This window comes from Cellulomonas rhizosphaerae (assembly GCF_003470205.1).
GTDB classification, from domain to species: domain Bacteria; phylum Actinomycetota; class Actinomycetes; order Actinomycetales; family Cellulomonadaceae; genus Cellulomonas; species Cellulomonas rhizosphaerae.
Window position 1 is genome coordinate 1 of sequence record NZ_QWKP01000151.1, and the last position, 16,674, is coordinate 16,674.

17 protein-coding genes are annotated in these 16,674 nt (G+C 73.0%); 6 read left to right on the forward strand and 11 right to left on the reverse strand.

All coding sequences use genetic code 11. The features are described 5' to 3' along the window. Together D1825_RS05370 and D1825_RS05375 are read left to right on the forward strand one after the other, a co-directional pair. Positions 1-243 (forward strand): OB-fold nucleic acid binding domain-containing protein (locus D1825_RS05370; protein WP_118766422.1); only part of this gene is annotated, 243 nt, incomplete at its 5' end. 85 nt (positions 244-328) lie between these two features. Beyond that, positions 329-973: a DUF3159 domain-containing protein gene (locus tag D1825_RS05375; RefSeq protein WP_118766430.1), complete on the forward strand. Its 645-nt coding sequence runs from the start codon at positions 329-331 to the stop codon at positions 971-973. Here the strand turns inward: D1825_RS05375 and D1825_RS05380 are convergent. Together D1825_RS05380 and D1825_RS05385 are read right to left on the reverse strand one after the other, a co-directional pair. Continuing rightward, positions 930-1,622 (reverse strand): potassium channel family protein, encoded by a 693-nt coding sequence (locus tag D1825_RS05380; RefSeq protein ID WP_118766423.1) that lies wholly within the window; start codon positions 1,620-1,622, stop codon positions 930-932. The two genes, D1825_RS05375 and D1825_RS05380, sit on opposite strands and share 44 nt — an antisense overlap. After that, entirely contained in the window at positions 1,619-2,269 is a 651-nt protein-coding gene (locus D1825_RS05385; protein ID WP_118766431.1) for a potassium channel family protein, read from the reverse strand. Before D1825_RS05385 ends, D1825_RS05380 begins: the two co-directional genes overlap by 4 nt. Positions 2,270-2,349: 80 nt before the next feature. Between D1825_RS05385 and D1825_RS05390 the strand changes: the two genes are divergently transcribed. Together D1825_RS05390 and D1825_RS05395 are read left to right on the forward strand one after the other, a co-directional pair. Then, a complete protein-coding gene (locus tag D1825_RS05390; RefSeq protein ID WP_118766432.1) occupies positions 2,350-4,353 on the forward strand; it encodes an APC family permease in 2,004 nt (667 codons plus the stop codon). Further along, entirely contained in the window at positions 4,343-5,590 is a 1,248-nt protein-coding gene (locus tag D1825_RS05395; RefSeq protein WP_233549648.1) for a class I SAM-dependent RNA methyltransferase, read from the forward strand. Before D1825_RS05390 ends, D1825_RS05395 begins: the two co-directional genes overlap by 11 nt. A gap of 52 nt (positions 5,591-5,642) precedes the next feature. Here D1825_RS05395 and D1825_RS05400 read toward each other — a convergent pair whose 3' ends face one another. Continuing rightward, entirely contained in the window at positions 5,643-7,787 is a 2,145-nt protein-coding gene (locus D1825_RS05400) for a carboxypeptidase-like regulatory domain-containing protein (RefSeq protein ID WP_158580682.1), read from the reverse strand. Between the two features lie 175 nt (positions 7,788-7,962). On the opposite strand from D1825_RS05400, the gene D1825_RS05405 reads away from it, so the two are divergent. Further along, the gene (locus tag D1825_RS05405) at positions 7,963-8,130 is read left to right on the forward strand and encodes a translation initiation factor 2 (RefSeq protein ID WP_118766425.1); all 168 of its coding nucleotides are present in this window, start codon (positions 7,963-7,965) and stop codon (positions 8,128-8,130) included. A gap of 145 nt (positions 8,131-8,275) precedes the next feature. Next, positions 8,276-11,020, forward strand: a complete 2,745-nt coding sequence (gene acnA, locus D1825_RS05410) for an aconitate hydratase AcnA (RefSeq protein ID WP_118766426.1) — start codon at positions 8,276-8,278, stop codon at positions 11,018-11,020. Positions 11,021-11,069: 49 nt separating this feature from the next. Here acnA and D1825_RS05415 read toward each other — a convergent pair whose 3' ends face one another. The 8 genes from D1825_RS05415 to D1825_RS05450 all read right to left on the reverse strand — a co-directional run. Next, positions 11,070-11,960, reverse strand: a complete 891-nt coding sequence (locus D1825_RS05415; RefSeq protein WP_118766427.1) for an arginase family protein — start codon at positions 11,958-11,960, stop codon at positions 11,070-11,072. Beyond that, positions 11,957-12,772 carry an alpha/beta fold hydrolase gene (locus tag D1825_RS05420; RefSeq protein WP_233549649.1) on the reverse strand — a complete coding sequence of 272 codons (816 nt, stop codon included), beginning with the start codon at positions 12,770-12,772 and terminating at the stop codon, positions 11,957-11,959. The genes D1825_RS05415 and D1825_RS05420 overlap by 4 nt, the downstream gene beginning before the upstream one ends. Then, the gene (locus D1825_RS05425; RefSeq protein ID WP_118766428.1) at positions 12,769-13,224 is read right to left on the reverse strand and encodes a DUF1801 domain-containing protein; all 456 of its coding nucleotides are present in this window, start codon (positions 13,222-13,224) and stop codon (positions 12,769-12,771) included. Before D1825_RS05425 ends, D1825_RS05420 begins: the two co-directional genes overlap by 4 nt. 27 nt (positions 13,225-13,251) lie before the next feature. Then, a complete protein-coding gene (locus D1825_RS05430; RefSeq protein ID WP_118766429.1) occupies positions 13,252-13,878 on the reverse strand; it encodes a maleylpyruvate isomerase N-terminal domain-containing protein in 627 nt (208 codons plus the stop codon). 25 nt (positions 13,879-13,903) lie between these two features. Further along, on the reverse strand, positions 13,904-14,761 hold the full coding sequence (locus D1825_RS05435) for an aminoglycoside phosphotransferase family protein (RefSeq protein WP_118766435.1): 858 nt from the start codon (positions 14,759-14,761) through the stop codon (positions 13,904-13,906). A 24-nt stretch (positions 14,762-14,785) separates the two neighbouring features. After that, positions 14,786-15,475, reverse strand: a complete 690-nt coding sequence (locus tag D1825_RS05440; protein ID WP_407643299.1) for an NUDIX hydrolase — start codon at positions 15,473-15,475, stop codon at positions 14,786-14,788. After that, positions 15,472-16,161, reverse strand: a complete 690-nt coding sequence (locus tag D1825_RS05445) for a type 1 glutamine amidotransferase (RefSeq protein ID WP_118766437.1) — start codon at positions 16,159-16,161, stop codon at positions 15,472-15,474. Before D1825_RS05445 ends, D1825_RS05440 begins: the two co-directional genes overlap by 4 nt. Positions 16,162-16,166: 5 nt before the next feature. Next, positions 16,167-16,674 (reverse strand): IMP dehydrogenase (locus tag D1825_RS05450; protein WP_199721506.1); only part of this gene is annotated, 508 nt, incomplete at its 5' end.

Below are 16,674 nucleotides of genomic sequence, written 5' to 3' on the forward strand. Positions count from 1 at the left end.
CGCGCGCGCGTCTCGGGCGTGATCCGCTCGGTGACGTTCCGCCCGCGCGAGGGCGTGCCTGCGCTCGAGGCCGAGCTGTACGACGGCAGCGGCACGCTCGTGCTCGTGTGGCTCGGGCGGCGCGAGATCGCCGGCGTCGTGCCCGGGCGCCGGCTCAAGGCCGAGGGGCTCGTCTGCCTCGTCGACGGCAAGCGCACGGTCTTCAACCCCGGCTACGAGCTGCGCCCCCGACCCGGTGAGTGAGTCCCAGGCGCCGCAGGGCGCACCTGAGGGCCCCCTCGACGCGATCGACGACGTCGTCGCCCCCGAGGAGGGCGGGCTGCGCGGCATGCGCGCCCTGACTGCCGAGGAGTTCTCCGCGGCCGACGCCGTCGGGGGAGTGCGCGGCATCGTCGAGTCGGTCGCGCCCGGCCTGCTGTTCGTCGTCGTCTACCTGGCGACCGGCCAGAACCTCACCCCGGCGCTCGTCGCCGCGGCGGGAGCGGCCGTCCTGGCCGTCATCGTGCGGCTCGTGCAGCGCACGCCCGTCACGCAGGCGTTCTCGGGCCTGCTCGGCGTCGGCATCGGCGTCGTGTGGGCCTGGCGCACCGGGGACGCGTCGGACTACTTCGCCTACGGGCTGTGGGTCAACGGCGTCTACCTCGTCGGCACGCTCGCGAGCATCCTCGTCGGCTGGCCCCTCGTGGGCCTCGTGATGGGGCTGTTCACCAAGGGCGGCCCGCTGAGCGGCGGCCCGTGGTCGGCGGCCGTCGCGTGGCGCTCGGACCGCGCGCTGCGCCGGACGTACAGCCTGGCGACGTGGCCGTGGGTGGCGATGTTCGCGGTGCGGCTGGCCGTCCAGGTGCCGCTCTACTACTCCGAGGACATCGGCTGGCTGGGTACGGCGAAGCTGGCCATGGGCCTGCCGCTGACCGCTCTCGCGCTGTGGATCAGCTGGATGCTGGTGCGCTCGACGCGCTCACGCCAGTCCTGAGCACGGCCTGCAGGGCCGCCTCGTCGGCGTCCCGGCCCGTCACGAACAGCAGCTCGTCGCGGCCCTCGAGCGTGTCGTCGGGGCTCGGCGAGATGGGACGCGCGTCGCGCACGATGCACGCGAGCACGGTGTCCTGCGGCCACTCGATCTGACCCACGCGCACACCGGCCAGCGGCGAGCCGTCCGGGAGCGTGAGCTCGAGGATGCCCGCACGGGACTGGTGGAACGTGAAGATCCGCACCAGGTCGCCGACGGAGACGGCCTCCTCGACCATCGACGTCATGATCCGCGGGGTCGAGACGGCGACGTCCACGCCCCACGCCTCGTCGAACATCCACTCGTTCTTGGGGTTGTTCACGCGCGCGACGGTGCGCGGCACGCCGAACTCGGTCTTGGCGAGCAGGGAGATGACGAGGTTGGCCTTGTCGTCGCCGGTCGCGGCGACCATGACGTCGCACTCGTCGGCCCGCGCCTCGCGCAGCGTGGGCAGCTCGCACGCGTCGGCGAGCAGCCAGTCCGCGTCGGCGACCTGGGCGATGCGCATGGCGCTCGGCTGCCGGTCGACGATCGTCACCTCGTGGTCGTGCGCGAGCAGCTCGCGCGCGATCGAGCGACCGACGGACCCGGCGCCTGCGATGACGACTCTCACTCGGACACCTCCGGTGCGCGCGTGAGCACGCGTTCGACGTGGTCGGAGTCCGAGACCTTGAGCAGCAGGTGCACGGTGTCGTTCTCCTGGAGGACGGTGTCGGCGGTCGGCAGGACGCCGTCGCCGTAGCGCGTGACGTAGGCGACGCGGGCGCCGCTGGCCTCCTCGAGCGCGCGGGTCGGAAGGCCGACCCAGGCGGCGTGCACGTCGAGCTGCACCAGCTGGATCTGGCCCGACGCGTCGCGGAACTCGTCGCTCGCGCCCATGGGCAGCAACCGGCGCAGGACCTGGTGCGCGGTCCACCGGACCGTCGCGACGGTCGGGATGCCCAGGCGCTGGTAGATCTCGGCGCGGTGCGGGTCGTAGATGCGGGCGACGACGTTCTCGATGCCGTACGTCTCGCGCGCGACGCGCGCGGCGAGGATGTTCGAGTTGTCGCCGTCCGCGACGGCCGCGAAGCCGTACGCGTCGTCGATCCCCGCCTTGGTCAGCGTGTCGCGGTCGAAGCCGAGCCCGGTGACCTTGTTGCCGGCGAAGTCGCCGGGCAGGCGCCGGAAGGCGTCGGGGTTCTGGTCGATGACGGCCACCGAGTGGCCGTGTTCCTCGAGGTTGAGTGCCAACGAGGCACCCACCCGGCCGCAGCCCATGATCACGAAGTGCACGACCGGACGCTATACCCCCGAGCACGGCTACGTGCAGCGGGCTCGGCGTGCGTACGATCGGCCTCGTGTCGGACCTCTCGGATGCCGCCAAGCGTTTGCTGATCGGACGTCCCGTCCGCAGCGACAACGTCGGCCACACCCTCCTGCCCAAGCGCATCGCGCTTCCGGTGTTCGCCTCGGACGCGCTGTCGTCCGTGGCGTACGCGCCGGACGAGATCCTGCTCACGTTGTCGATGGCGGGCCTCTCGGCTCTCGTCATCTCGCCGTGGGTCGGTCTCGCGGTGGCGATCGTGATGCTCACCGTCGTCGCGTCCTACCGGCAGAACGTGCGCGCCTACCCCTCGGGCGGCGGCGACTACGAGGTGGCGACCGTCAACCTCGGGCCGAACGCGGGCGTGACCGTGGCGAGCGCGCTCCTGGTCGACTACGTCCTCACGGTGGCCGTGTCGATCTCGTCGGGCGCCCAGTACGCCGCGACGGCCTTCCCGCCGCTGCGCGGGCACGAGGCGCTCTTCGCGATCGTCCTGGTCGTCCTGCTGACGATCGCGAACCTGCGCGGGGTCAAGGAGTCCGGCAAGGCGTTCGCGATCCCCGTGTACCTGTTCATGTTCGCGATCGGGCTGATCGGCGTGTTCGGCGCGATCCGCTACGCGACCGGCACGCTGCCGATGGCGGAGAGCGCGGGGCTGGGGCTCACGCCCGAGTCGGCGTACGACCAGGGCATCGTCGGGCTCGCGGGCTTCTTCCTCATCCTGCGTGCGTTCGCCTCGGGCTGCGCGGCCCTGACGGGCGTCGAGGCGATCAGCAACGGCGTGCCCGCCTTCAAGAAGCCCAAGTCGAAGAACGCCGCGACCACGCTCGCGCTGCTGGGCGGCCTGTCGATCGTCATGATCATGGCGATCCTGCTGCTCGCACGGGCGACCGGCGTGACGTTCGCCGACGACCCGGCGACCCAGCTCACGCGCGACGGCGTGCCTGTGGGCGACTCGTACGTGCAGCACCCGGTGATCAGCCAGCTCGCCGGGGCTGTGTTCGAGGGCATCCCGGCGCTGTTCGTCCTCATCGCGATCGCGACGGGCCTGATCCTCGTGCTGGCCGCCAACACGGCGTTCAACGGCTTCCCCGTGCTCGGCTCGATCCTGGCGCGCGACGGCTACCTGCCGCGCCAGCTGCACACCCGGGGCGACCGGCTCGCGTACTCCAACGGCATCGTCACGCTCGCGGCGGTGGCGATCGTGCTCATCTGGGCGTTCGACGCGCAGGTCACCAAGCTCATCCAGCTCTACATCGTGGGCGTGTTCGTCTCGTTCACGCTGAGCCAGCTCGGCATGGTCCGGCACTGGACGCGCGGGCTGCGCACCGAGCCCGAGCCCGCCCGCCGCTCGCAGATGCAGCGCGCCCGCGTGGTGAACTCGATCGGGTTCGTCATGACCGGGACCGTGCTGATCGTCGTGCTGCTGACCAAGTTCACGCACGGCGCCTGGATCGCGATCCTCGCGATGGCCATCGTGTTCGTCACGATGCGCGCGATCCACAAGCACTACGCGACCGTCCGCGCCGAGCTCGCGCTCGGGGTCGACTCCGAGTCCGCTCGGGCGCTGCCCAGCCGCGTGCACGCCATCGTGCTGGTCTCGCACCTGCACCGCCCGACGATGCGCGCGCTGTCCTACGCCCGCGCGGGCCGCCCCAGCACCCTCGAGGCCGTGACCGTGGGCGTCGACCCCGACGACGTGACAGCCCTGCGCGAGCAGTGGGACGCGATGGACCTGCCCGTGCCGCTGCGCGTGCTCGACTCGCCGTTCCGCGAGATCACGCGTCCGGTGCTGACCTACGTGCGCTCGATCCGCCGGGAGAGCCCGCGCGACCTCGTCGTCGTCTACATCCCCGAGTACGTGGTGGGACACTGGTGGGAGCAGCTGCTGCACAACCAGAGCGCCCTGCGACTCAAGGGCCGCCTGCTCTTCACGCCCGGAGTCGTCGTCGCCTCGGTGCCGTGGCAGCTCGCTTCCTCCGAGGGCCAGACCGGTCTCGAGGATCCCCTGCGTGGACCGGTGAACCGTGGCTTCTGACATCCTGCCTGACGCTCTCGTCGACCTCGAGGTCGGCCCGATCGCCCATGGCGGGCACTGCGTGGCGCGCTACGACGGCCGCGTGGTCTTCGTCCGGCACACGCTTCCGGGCGAGCGGGTCCGGGCTCGGCTGACCGACGCCGCGCCCGACGCCAAGTTCTGGCGCGCCGACGCGGTCGAGATCGTCACGCCGTCCCCGGACCGCGTCGAGTCGGCGTGGCCGGCCGCCGGTGCCGGTGGCGTCGGCGGGGGAGAGCTCGCGCACGTCGCCCTGCCCGCGCAGCGCGCCTGGAAGGCCGCGGTGCTCGACGAGCAGCTGCGCCGCCTGGCCAAGCTCGAGCGCGACGTCAGCATCCTCGCGGCGCCCGGGGACGACGAGTTCGGCGGCCTGGGCTGGCGCACGCGCATCGACCTGGTCGCGGACGCGTCCGGCCGCGCCGGCATGCGGGGGCACCGCTCGCACGAGGTGCACGCGCTGTCGTCGATGCCCCTGGCCTCGCCGACCATCGCCGAGCTCGAGCTTTTCGAGCGCACCTGGCCCGCGGGCGCCCACATCGAGGCCATCGCGCCGGCCAGCGGCGACGAGCCCGTCGTCCTGCTCGACGGGCAGCCCTACGACCTGCGGAAGGGCCGCGTCGACAAGCGCCCCAACGCGCGGTCCTCGGTGCGCGAGCGCGTGGGCGACCGCGTGTTCCGCGTCGCCGCCGCCGGGTTCTGGCAGGTCCACCGCGAGGCGCCGGGCGTGCTCGTCGACGCCGTCCTCGCGGGCGTGGGCGACGTCGAGGGCGCCGCGGTGCTCGACCTGTACTCGGGCGCCGGCCTGTTCACCGCGCCGCTGGCCGACGCGGTCGGCGAGACGGGCGAGGTCGTGTCCGTCGAGGGCGACGAGCGCGCCGTCAAGGACGCCCGCCGCAACCTGCACGACCGCGGCAACGTGGAGCTGCACGCCGGCGACGTCGCGCGCGTGCTCACCGGCCGCGACGACGCCGACTCGGACGTCGTGCACGCCGACGTCGTGGTCCTCGACCCGCCGCGCACCGGCGCGGGCCGCTCGGTCGTCGGCGGCATCCTCGAGCTGCGGCCCGAGCGCGTCGTCTATGTCGCGTGCGACCCGGCGGCCCTGGCCCGCGACATCGCGCTGTTCGCCGACGGCGGGTACGGCGTCGAGACGCTGCAGGGGTACGACCTGTTCCCGATGACGCACCACCTCGAGACCGTGGCGGTCCTGACCCGCTGACGACGAACGCCCCGCCGCGCGCGAGCGCAGGCGGGGCGTCCGACGTCCGGCGTCAGGCGATCTTCGCCGTGGCGGCCGAGTACTTCGCGGCGGACACGTAGCCCGACTTGCTCCCCGTGACCCGCACCTTGATCGTCGTGCCCTTGTCGGCGGCGACGAGCTTGTACGTCGACGACTTCGCGCCGCTGATCGCGGTACTCCCGCGGTACCACTGGTACGCGAGCGTGACGGGTGCGGGACCCCACGTGCCGGGAGCCGCCTTCAGTGTCGAGCCGACCTTGAGCGTCCCGGTGACCGTCGGCGTCTTCGTCGTCAGCACGCCCCGGATCGCGGCGGTGGCCGCCGACGAGCGGCTCGTGCTGACGTAGCCGGTCTTGCGGCCGGCGACGTGGACCGTGATCGTCTTGCCGCGGTCGCTCGCCGTGAGCGTGTACGTCGTCGCGGTCGCGCCCGAGATCGCGACCCCCGAGCGGTACCAGCGGTAGCTGAGCGCCACCGGTGCCGGTCCCCAGGTGCCTGTCGACAGGGTGAGCGTGCGGCCCACGGCCGTGGTGCCGCTGATCGTCGGCATCGGGGCCGTCAGCACGCCCTGGACGGCCGTGGTGGCCGCCGAGGTGCGTGACGCGGTCACGTAGCCGGCCTTGCTGCCGGTGACCTTGACCGTGAGGGTCTTGGCGCGGTCCGCCTCGACGAGCTTGTAGGCGGCCGCGGTCGCACCCGAGATCGCCGTGCCCGAGCGGTACCACTGGTAGCCCAGCGTGACCGGTGCCGGTCCCCAGGCGCCGGGTGTCGCCGTGAGCGTCTTGCCGACGGCGAGCGTCCCGGAGACCGTCGGGGTCACGGCGGTCAGCGGAGAGCCGGCGGTGACGGCCGCGACGGACCGCACGGGGTTGTACCCCTCGGGGTAGGCCTCCAGGCGGACCTCGATGCGCTTGTTGGCGTGGGCCGCGGTGACGGCGAAGGTCGTGTTGCCCGACGACGTACCGCGACCGTCCTCCTGCCCGTCGACGTACCAGGTGAGCATGGGATAGGTGACAGCCGGGGTCAACGTCCCCCACGACGCGGTGAGGGTGTTCCCAGCGGTCGGTGTGCCGGTGATCTTCACCGGGCTCGACAGCGTCGGCGTCGGCTTGCCGACCTCACCGGCCCATGCCGAGCGGGTCGCGGTCTTGTAGCCCGCGAGCGTCCCGGTGACCTCGACGGTGATCGAGTCGCCTGCCGCGACGTTCTCGGCAGTCGGCACGAACGTGCGGCTGGTCGAGGGCAGCTCGATGCGCGTCGCGCCGCGGTAGGCGACCCAGCGGTACGACAGGGCGACGCCCGACGGCGTCCACTGACCGGGATCGGCCGTCAGCGCGCTCCCGACCTTCGCCGCGCCGGTCACGAACGGCGTGCCGGGCAGGAGCGACTTCCCGGCGACGGGCAGCGCGACGGTGAACGTCTGGCGTCGCGTCGCCTCGGTCACCGTGATGGGCGTCGCGGCGGCTTGCGTGGCGGCCTGGTTCCAGCAGCGGTCCGCGTAGCGCACCGTGGGTCGCCACGAGGGGTCGCCGTACCAGTCGTCCTCGAAGCACAGCTTGTAGGTCTTGCCCACCTCCGTGCGCCACCACATGCGCCCGTCCTCGTCGGTGAGCAGCGGGCCCATCTGCGGCGGGTACCAGTCGCCCTCCGTGGGCCGGTACTCCAGGACGGTCCAGCCGATGTTGGCGAGCGGCTTGCCGGCCTCGTCGGTCGCGGTGCCGAGGATGCCTGTGGCCGGGTCGAGGACGAAGTTGACGCCCGTGACGCTGGTGGCCGGGACGGTGAACGAGATGTAGCCCGGTGCGCTCGCGGTGCCGTTCCAGTTCTCGCCCGTGTACAGGTGGTCGTTGCCGGACTCGCTCGCGTTGAGGTACGCCGTGCCCGGCGACACCCCGGTCAGCGTGAAGGCGCCGGACGCGTTGGTCGTCGTCGTCAACCACCCGCCGTCGAAGGAGATCTCGACGTTCGCGGCGATGGCCTGCCCTGCCTGGTTCTTGACCGTGCCGGTGATCGTGACGCCCGCGGCCTGCGCGGGTGCGGCGACGAATGGGACGAGGCCGGCGACGAGCACGGCCGAGACGGCGCCCGCCAGGGCCCGACGGGTGGTGCGGCGCAGGGTCTCGCGCCGCGCGAGCGTCGCCCCCTGCGTCCGCCCGCTGGTGCGGTTGCGGATCACGCTTCCTCCGGATGAGTCCGTGCCGGGACCTGCCCCGGCGCGCACAGGATAGGCAGGAGATGTCCGACATGCCCGGCAAGGCAACCCGGGGGTCGCGGCCCGGCGGCGACCGTCCTACCGTGGGAACGAGCGGGTCGGTGGGCCCGTGACGGGAACGCACCGGGAGGAGTGAGCCGTGAGCGACGACGCCACGAGCAGCGCGCTGGCGCAGGCGAAGAAGGTGGCCACGCAGGAGCTGTTCAAGAGTGGGACGCCCGAGTACGACCACCGGTCGCACGAGCGGGCGATCGAGGCCGAGCGCAAGGCGCAGGCCGCGTACGACGAGGCACACGCGAAGGACTGACGCGTCGGCGTGCCCGACTCGCGCGGCGGGCCCGTCGTGATGTATCTTGACGTCAAGATACTTCGATGGAGCCACTAGGGTGGCTGTGCATCGCCCACGGCCCGGGACCCCCATCCCCGGCCGACTCGCCCGATGAAGGAGTCTCGTGAGCACTGTCGACAGCTTCGGTTCCAAGGGAACGCTGGAAGTCGGTGACGCCTCGTACGAGGTGTACCGGCTCGCCGCGGTGCCGGGCCTCGAGCGCCTGCCGTTCAGCCTCAAGGTGCTGGCGGAGAACCTGCTGCGCACCGAGGACGGCGCGAACATCACCGCCGACCACATCAACGCCCTCGCCGGCTGGGACCCCGACGCCCAGCCCGACACCGAGATCCAGTTCACGCCTGCACGCGTGATCATGCAGGACTTCACCGGCGTCCCGTGCGTCGTCGACCTCGCCACCATGCGCGAGGCCGTCGTCGAGCTCGGCGGCGACCCGACCCGCATCAACCCGCTCGCCCCGGCCGAGCTGGTCATCGACCACTCCGTGCAGATCGACGTCGCCGGCCGCGCCGACGCGTTCGAGCGCAACGTCGAGCTCGAGTACCAGCGCAACCGTGAGCGCTACCAGTTCCTGCGCTGGGGCCAGACGGCGTTCGACGACTTCAAGGTCGTCCCGCCGGGCACCGGAATCGTCCACCAGGTCAACATCGAGTACCTGGCCCGCGGCGTCATGGTGCGCGACGGGAAGGCCTACCCCGACACCTGCGTCGGCACCGACTCGCACACCACGATGGTCAACGGCCTGGGCGTGCTGGGCTGGGGCGTCGGTGGCATCGAGGCCGAGGCGGCCATGCTCGGCCAGCCCGTCTCGATGCTCATCCCGCGCGTCGTGGGCTTCAAGCTCACGGGCTCGATCCCGCTGGGCGTCACCGCCACGGACATCGTGCTGACGATCACGCAGAAGCTGCGCCAGCACGGCGCGGTCGGCAAGTTCGTCGAGTTCTACGGCGAGGGCGTCGCCGCGGTGCCGCTGGCCAACCGCGCGACCATCGGCAACATGAGCCCCGAGTTCGGCTCGACGGCCGCCATGTTCCCGATCGACGGCGTCACGCTCGACTACCTGCGCCTCACCGGCCGCTCCGAGGAGCAGCTCGCGCTCGTCGAGGCGTACGCCAAGGAGCAGGGCATGTGGCTCGACCCGACGCTGGACTCGTACGTCGAGCCGGTGTTCTCGGAGTACCTCGAGCTCGACCTGTCCACGGTCGTCCCCTCGATCGCCGGCCCGAAGCGCCCCCAGGACCGCATCGAGCTCTCGCGGGCCAAGGAGCAGTTCCAGCGCGACCTGCCCACCTACGCCCCCGAGGTCACCAACGGCGTCGACGAGGCCGAGCGCGAGTCCTTCCCCGCGTCCGACTCGCCCGCGATCACCTCGTCGGCCACGCGCACCTACCCGGTGACGGACGCCGAGGGTCGCGAGTTCGAGCTGTTCCACGGCGCGGTCGCGATCGCGTCGATCACGAGCTGCACCAACACGTCGAACCCGTCCGTGATGATGGCCGCGGCGCTCGTCGCGAAGAAGGCCGTCGAGAAGGGCCTCGTGGCCAAGCCGTGGGTCAAGACGTCCATGGCCCCGGGCTCGCAGGTGGTGACCAACTACTACGAGAAGGCCGGCATGTGGCCCTACCTCGAGAAGCTGGGCTTCCACCTGGTCGGCTACGGCTGCGCCACCTGCATCGGCAACTCGGGCCCGCTCGACGAGAAGGTCTCGGAGACCGTGCAGGAGCACGACCTCGCCGTGGCCGCGGTGCTCTCGGGCAACCGCAACTTCGAGGGTCGCATCAACCCCGACATCAAGATGAACTACCTCGCGTCCCCGCCGCTGGTCATCGCGTACGCGCTGGCCGGGACGATGGACTTCGACTTCGAGTCCGACCCGTTGGGTCGCGACGAGGCCGGCCAGCCGATCTTCTTGCGGGACATCTGGCCCACGCCGGACGAGGTCCAGACCGTGATCGACGCGTCGATCGACCGCGCGATGTTCACCAAGGACTACGCCGACGTGTTCAGCGGCGACGAGCGCTGGCGCGCGCTGCCGACGCCCGAGGGCGACACGTTCGAGTGGGACCCGGAGTCGACCTACGTCCGCAAGCCCCCGTACTTCGAGGGCATGCAGGCGGAGCCGTCCCCGGTCGTCGACTTCCACGGCGCACGCGTGCTGGCCAAGCTGGGTGACTCGGTCACGACCGACCACATCAGCCCCGCCGGTTCGATCAAGGCGGACAGCCCGGCCGGCCTGTACCTGGCCGAGCACGGCGTCGAGCGTCGTGACTACAACTCCTACGGCTCGCGCCGTGGGAACCACGAGGTCATGATCCGCGGCACGTTCGCCAACATCCGCCTGCGCAACCAGCTGGTGCCGGGCGTCGAGGGCGGGTTCACGCAGAACCTCCTCACGGGCGAGCAGTCGTCGATCTACGACGCGTCGCAGGCCTACCAGGAGGCCGGCATCCCGCTCGTCGTCCTCGGCGGCAAGGAGTACGGCTCCGGCTCGTCGCGCGACTGGGCTGCCAAGGGCACCAGCCTGCTGGGCGTCAAGGCCGTCATCACCGAGAGCTTCGAGCGGATCCACCGCTCCAACCTCATCGGGATGGGCGTCCTGCCGCTGCAGTTCCCGGAGGGCGAGTCCGCCGACTCGCTCGGCCTGGACGGCACCGAGACGTTCGACATCACGGGCGTCACCGCGCTCAACGAGGGCACGACGCCCCGCACGCTCGCGGTGACCGCCACGAAGACCGACGGCTCGGTCGTCGCCTTCGACGCGGTGCTGCGCATCGACACCCCCGGCGAGGCGGACTACTACCGCAACGGCGGCATCCTGCAGTACGTGCTGCGCCAGGTCGCAGCCAACTGATCGATTGACGACGAGCCCGGCCCCGTGCGAGGGGCCGGGCTCGTCTGCGTCACGGGGTGAGGGCGGTGGCGAGCAGGTCGACGAGGGTGCGCACGTGCGTTCCCTCGTCGTCGTCGCGGTCGGGGTTGACCTCCGCGACGACGAGCCCGGCACACCCGGGATCGGCGAACAGGTGCGCAAGCACGTCCCGCAGGACCGGAGGGGTCAGACCGCGGCCGTACTGCGGGATGTCCGCGAGCGGTAGCGCCAGCATGTCGAGCACGTCGACGTCGAGATGGACGACGAAGCCGTCGGGTGCCCGGCGCGCCACGGTCAGCGCACGCTCGGCTGCCGCAGACGGGTCGGCGAGCACGTCGTCGGCCGGGATGCGCACGGACGGGACCAGGCCGTGCAGGTCCTCCTCCTCGTCGGCATAGCCGAGGAAGCACAGGCGGTCCGCCGCCAGGAGCGGGCGCCGCGGGCCGATCCCGGCGAGGGCGTCGTGCGCGCCCGGCAGGTCGAGCAGGTGCGCGACACCCATCGAGTCGGCGATCGGCTCGTCGGGGTGGTCCGCCGGGAGCTGGAGGTCCTGGCCGCCGTCGACGTACACGAGCGCCACGTCGCGGCCCGCGTCCGCCGTAGCGGCCAGCAGTGCGAGCGTCACGGTGCACTCTCCGCCGAGGACGACGGGCACGTGGCGCGCCGCGAGGATGCGCCCCAGCGCGGCGCGCGCCTCGCCCAGCACGGCCGCCACGCGACGCACGTCGTGCGGGCTGGTCCGCTCGGGCGGGTCGTGCCGCCAGCGCGCGACGGCGGTGTCGCCGTGGTCGACGACCTGGCGGCCAACGGCCTCGAGTGCCGGCACGAACCCCGCCGCGCGCAGCGCCGCGGGAGCGCGCTCGAGCCCGGGTGCGTGCGCGGCCGCGCTCGAGGGCACCCCGAGGACGCCGAGGGTCGTCACGGCAGCGTCCGGAGCCAGTCCAGGGCCAGCGGCACGCTGCTGAGCACGGAGACGTGGCTCTCGCGCGGCCTGAGCCACAGCTCGGCGGTCGGCAGGTGCGCGAGCAGCCACTGGCTGTGCGAGGCGGGCACGACGCGGTCGAGCCCGCCGTGCACGAGCAGCACGGGCACCGTGATCGTGGAGGGGTCGAATCCCCACGGGGACGCGTAGGCGACGTCGTCGTCGATGATTCCGTCCGGCCCGTCCTGCATCGCGCGCCCCGCGTCACGGCCCAGCGCGGCCCACGGACCCTCCAGCGCGGCCCAGTCGACCGGCAGGAACGCGTCCACGCGCTCCTCGGGGACCGCCGCCCGGGCCTCGCGGCCCCGCGACCCCGCGCGCAGGGTGGTGTCGGAGGCCATCCCGGCCGCCCAGTCGAAGCCGTCGACGAACGGCGCGAGCCCGGCGACCGAGATGACACCCGTCGTCCGGTCGGGCAGCAGCGCCGCGCAGGCCAGGGCGTGCGGGCCGCCCCCCGACGCCCCCATGTGCGCCGCCGACGCGATGCCGAGGGCGTCGAGCAGCTGAGCGACGTCGGACGCGGCCGACGCGACGTCGCGGCCCGGCCGGGGCGTGGACCCGCCGTAGCTCGGGCGACCGTAGGAGACGAGCCGCAGCCCGCGGGCGCGGGTCGCCTCGAGGACCGGCTCCAGGAGCGCGCCCGTCTGCGGCGAACCGTGGTGCCAGACGACCGCAGGGCCCTCGCCGTCGTCGTGCCCGCGCAGCACCGCGCCGTCGCGCAGGACGATCTCGTGCTCGAGCACCGTGGTCACGGGTCGACGGTACGGGCCGGGCCCGACAGCCGGGTCCCGAAGGTGCCCGCGGTGAGCGTCGCGTACGAAGCGGCGACGACCCGCTCGAGGACGTCGAGGTCCACGCGGTCGAGATCCGTCACGTACACGCAGGCCGTGGTGCTGCGGTGGGGGCCGAGCTCGGCGAGCACATCGGAGTGCTCGGCGACACCGTCCGCGAGGTACACCGTGGTGGCCGCCGCGCGCGGTGAGAAACCTGCCGCCGCCATCTCTCCCTCGCGGCCCGAGTCGTACCGGTAGTGGTAGGTCCCGAATCCCACGATGGACGGCCCCCACATGCGTGGCTCGGCACCGGTCACGCGGCGGTAGAGCGAGATCAGGCGCTCCGCGTCGCGGCGTCGGACGGGATGGGCCACCGTCGCGAGGAAGTCGGCGACGGGTACGGCGGTGGGTGCTGTCTTCGACTCGGCCATACGGCCATCCTGGACCGCGGACGGCGCTCAGAGAATGCTGAAGCCCGGTCCGAGCATCTCGCGCCCGGTCACTGCGGCGAGCACCGGACCCGCCAGGCCGCGTCTCGGAGCGAGGTCGGCGACGACCCGCAGCGCGGCGCTCGCCGCGGCCGGCGGCGGCTCGGCCGCCGCACCGAGCGCTCGGGCCAGGTCGAGCGTGTGGACGACCAGCTCGAACGTGCGCGTCGGCACGTAGTGGCCCAACCGGATCCCGCCGGCGATCGTGGCGACGACGAGGTCCGCCTCCGCGCGGTCCAGCAGGGCAGGCACGCGGTCGACGATCGCGGCCACCGTCGACACCGGGTCGGGACCGAGTGCGGCACCTGCGTCACGCCCTCGCTGGGCGACCTCGTCGTCGGACGCCGCCGCCGCGGTCACGAGGTAGTACTCGGCCGTGGAGCGGACGTCCCGCGTGGCGACCGGGCGGCTGAGGTAGGTCTCGAGAGTGAGCAGCGCGCGCGTGGTGTGCCCGACGAGCGCGCGGACGTCCCACACGCCGAGGCCGGGCTGGTCCCAGCGCCCGTCGGCGAGCTGCACCGTCGCTGCGAACCACTGCGCGCTGTCGCTGAACGCGGCCCGCACCTCGGACCACGGATCAGGCGGCGTCGTCGTCATGCGGCCATCCTGGACCGGCAGGGAGTCAGCCGGCCAGCGCCTGCTCGATCCCGTGCCGGCCCACGGCCGCCAGGTGCGGGTACTCCACCGGATGCATCTGCATGACGACCGCGAGGTGCAGCGCCCAGGCCTGCGCGCGTCGCCACATCGCGTCGTCCCAGCCGCAGCCGGCGTCGATCCGGGCGCGGAAGCGCGCGCGGGCCGGGGCGTCGAACGTCATCCAGGCCGTCGCGAGGTCGCACGCAGGGTCGCCCGACGTGACGTCGCCGAAGTCGATGACGGCCCGCAGTGCGCCGTCGTGCTCGAGCAGGTTCGCGGGGTGCGGATCACCGTGGACCCACACCGGCGTGCCCGTCCACCGGGGCGCCGCGGCGAGCTCGTCGAAGCGAGCGGCGATGCGCTCGGAGTCGGTCAGGGCCAGCTGAGCGAGGCGGTCGCGCAGGGGCTCGCGGCGGACCGCGATGTCGTCGCCGCGCACCGGGTTGTCCGGGGCGTCTGCCGGTGCGGGCACGTGCAGCGCGACGAAGAAGTCGGCGAGCTGCTCTGCCCAGGCGCCGTGCGACGCGGGCGGCGTGGCGGCGGCCGTCGTCGCCTCGAACCACGGCACGACGCTCCAGGCCCACGGGTAGCTCTCACCCGGCACGCCGTTGCGGACGGGCACGGGCACCTCGACGGGCAAGGTCGGCGCGAGCACCGGGAGCCAGACCTGCTCGTGCTCGACCAGGAGGGCGGACTCCTTCCGGACCGGGAAGCGGAGCATGAGGTGCGCGCCGAGGCGCCACATCGCGTTGTCCCACCCGGTGCCGACCCAGGTCAGCGGGAGGTCGGCGAGGTCGGGGTGCTGCTCGCGCAGCAGGCGGCGGGCGAGGTCCTCGTCGACCATGCGCTCGATCTTGGGGTGCGGCACTCAGACCTCCGGGGTGACGAGGCGGCGGGTGTCCCACGGCACGGCCCAGCCCAGGGCGTCGAACATCCGGGACAGGACGATCGCGGTGAAGCCCCAGACCAGGACGCCGCCGACGACGAAGGCGGGCGTCCTGACGGTTGCGCCCGAGCGGGTGTGCGCGACGCTCGCGCGGTTGGCCGGATCGAGCAGGTCGGCCACGGCGAGCCGGAAGACGTCGACGGTCTCGGCGTGGTCGACGGCCGCGACGCGTGACGGCGTCGTCCACCAGGCTGGGACCGGCGTCACCAGGTGATTGCTCACGGGAACAGGCAGCGGCGCGAGCGCGCCGAGCACCTCGACGCCAGCCGCGTCGAGCCCGACCTCCTCGGTCGCCTCGCGGAGCGCGGCGGCCACGGGCCCGTCGTCGGACGGCTCGAGCCGACCGCCCGGGAACGCGACCTGCCCGGCGTGGTGCCCGAGCGTCCCGGCCCGGCGCTGCAGGAGGACGTCGAGATCGGCCGGGACGGACGGGGCGTCCGTGGCAGCGGGGGAGGCGTCGAGCCGGCCGAACAGGACGAGCACCGCCGCCGGCCGGGTCGCCGCGCCCAGCGTGATCATCCGCGACGGGTCGAGGCGCCAGTCGATGCCCCGCTCGCACAGGGCGGCGAGGTCGGCGCGCGCATCGATGCCCGACGTCGGCGACGGGCTCAACCGCGCGCCCGCACCTGCTCGGCGAAGCCGTCCACCATCGCCCGCGCGGCCGGGGCCAGGTCGGGGAGGTACTTGGCGCCGTCCGCGCGGATCGCCTCGATCTCGTCGTCGGCGAGCTCGTCGACCATCTCGGGCGTCGTGAGCCACAGGTCGAGCATCCGCGGCTCGAGCTCGGGGTGGAACTGGACCCCGAGCGCCGAGCCAGCCCGGAAGGCCTGCACCGGGGTGGTCGCCGTCGACGCGAGCAATGTCGCGCCGCTCGGCAGGGTGACCGCGTCGTTGTGCCAGTGCAGCACGCTCGGCCGCTCGCCCAGCTGGCCGAGCACGGGGTCGTCGCCGACGACGTCGACCGGGGCGAACCCGATCTCGGTGCCGTGCCGGCGCTGCAGCTCGGAGCCCAGCGCGAGCGCGAGCAGCTGCATACCGAGGCACACGCCCAGCACGGGCACGTCCGCGGCGACCGCCTCGGCGAGCAGCCGCTTCTCGGCCACGAGGCCCGGGTAGCGGTCGTCGTCGGCGTCCATCGCCCCGCCCATGACCACGACGCCGGAGACCTCGTCGAGGCCCGGCAGCACCGGGTCCTGCGACGAGACGACCGTGCGGACCCGCACCGGCGCGTCGAGGACGGGCGCGATGAGCCCGGGACCCTCGTGCGGTGCGTGCGTGAGGATCAGGACGGGGCGCACGCCCGTCACCAGCCGTCGGGCAGCGGGCGGCCCTCTTCGTAGCCCGCCGCGGACTGGATGCCGACCGCGGCGCGCTCGTGCAGCTCGTCGATGCTGGTCGCGCCCACGTACGTCGCGGCCGAGCGGACGCCCGCCGTGATGTGGTCGATGAGGTCCTCGACGCCCGGGCGACGCGCGTCCAGGTACATGCGCGAGGAGGAGATGCCCTCCTCGTACAGGCCCTTGCGTGCGCGCTCGAACGCCGAGCCGCCGCGTGTGCGGGCCGCGACGGCGCGGGCCGAGGCCATGCCGAACGACTCCTTGTAGAGCCGCCCGTTGCCGTCGTCGTGCAGGTCGCCGGGCGACTCGTGCGTGCCGGCGAACCAGGAGCCGACCATGACCTGCGAGGCGCCGGCCGCCAGGGCCAGCGCGACGTCGCGCGGGTGCCGCACGCCGCCGTCGGCCCACACGTGCTTTCCGAGGCGACGAGCCTCGGCGGCGCACTCGAGCACCGCGGAGAACTGCGGGCGGCCC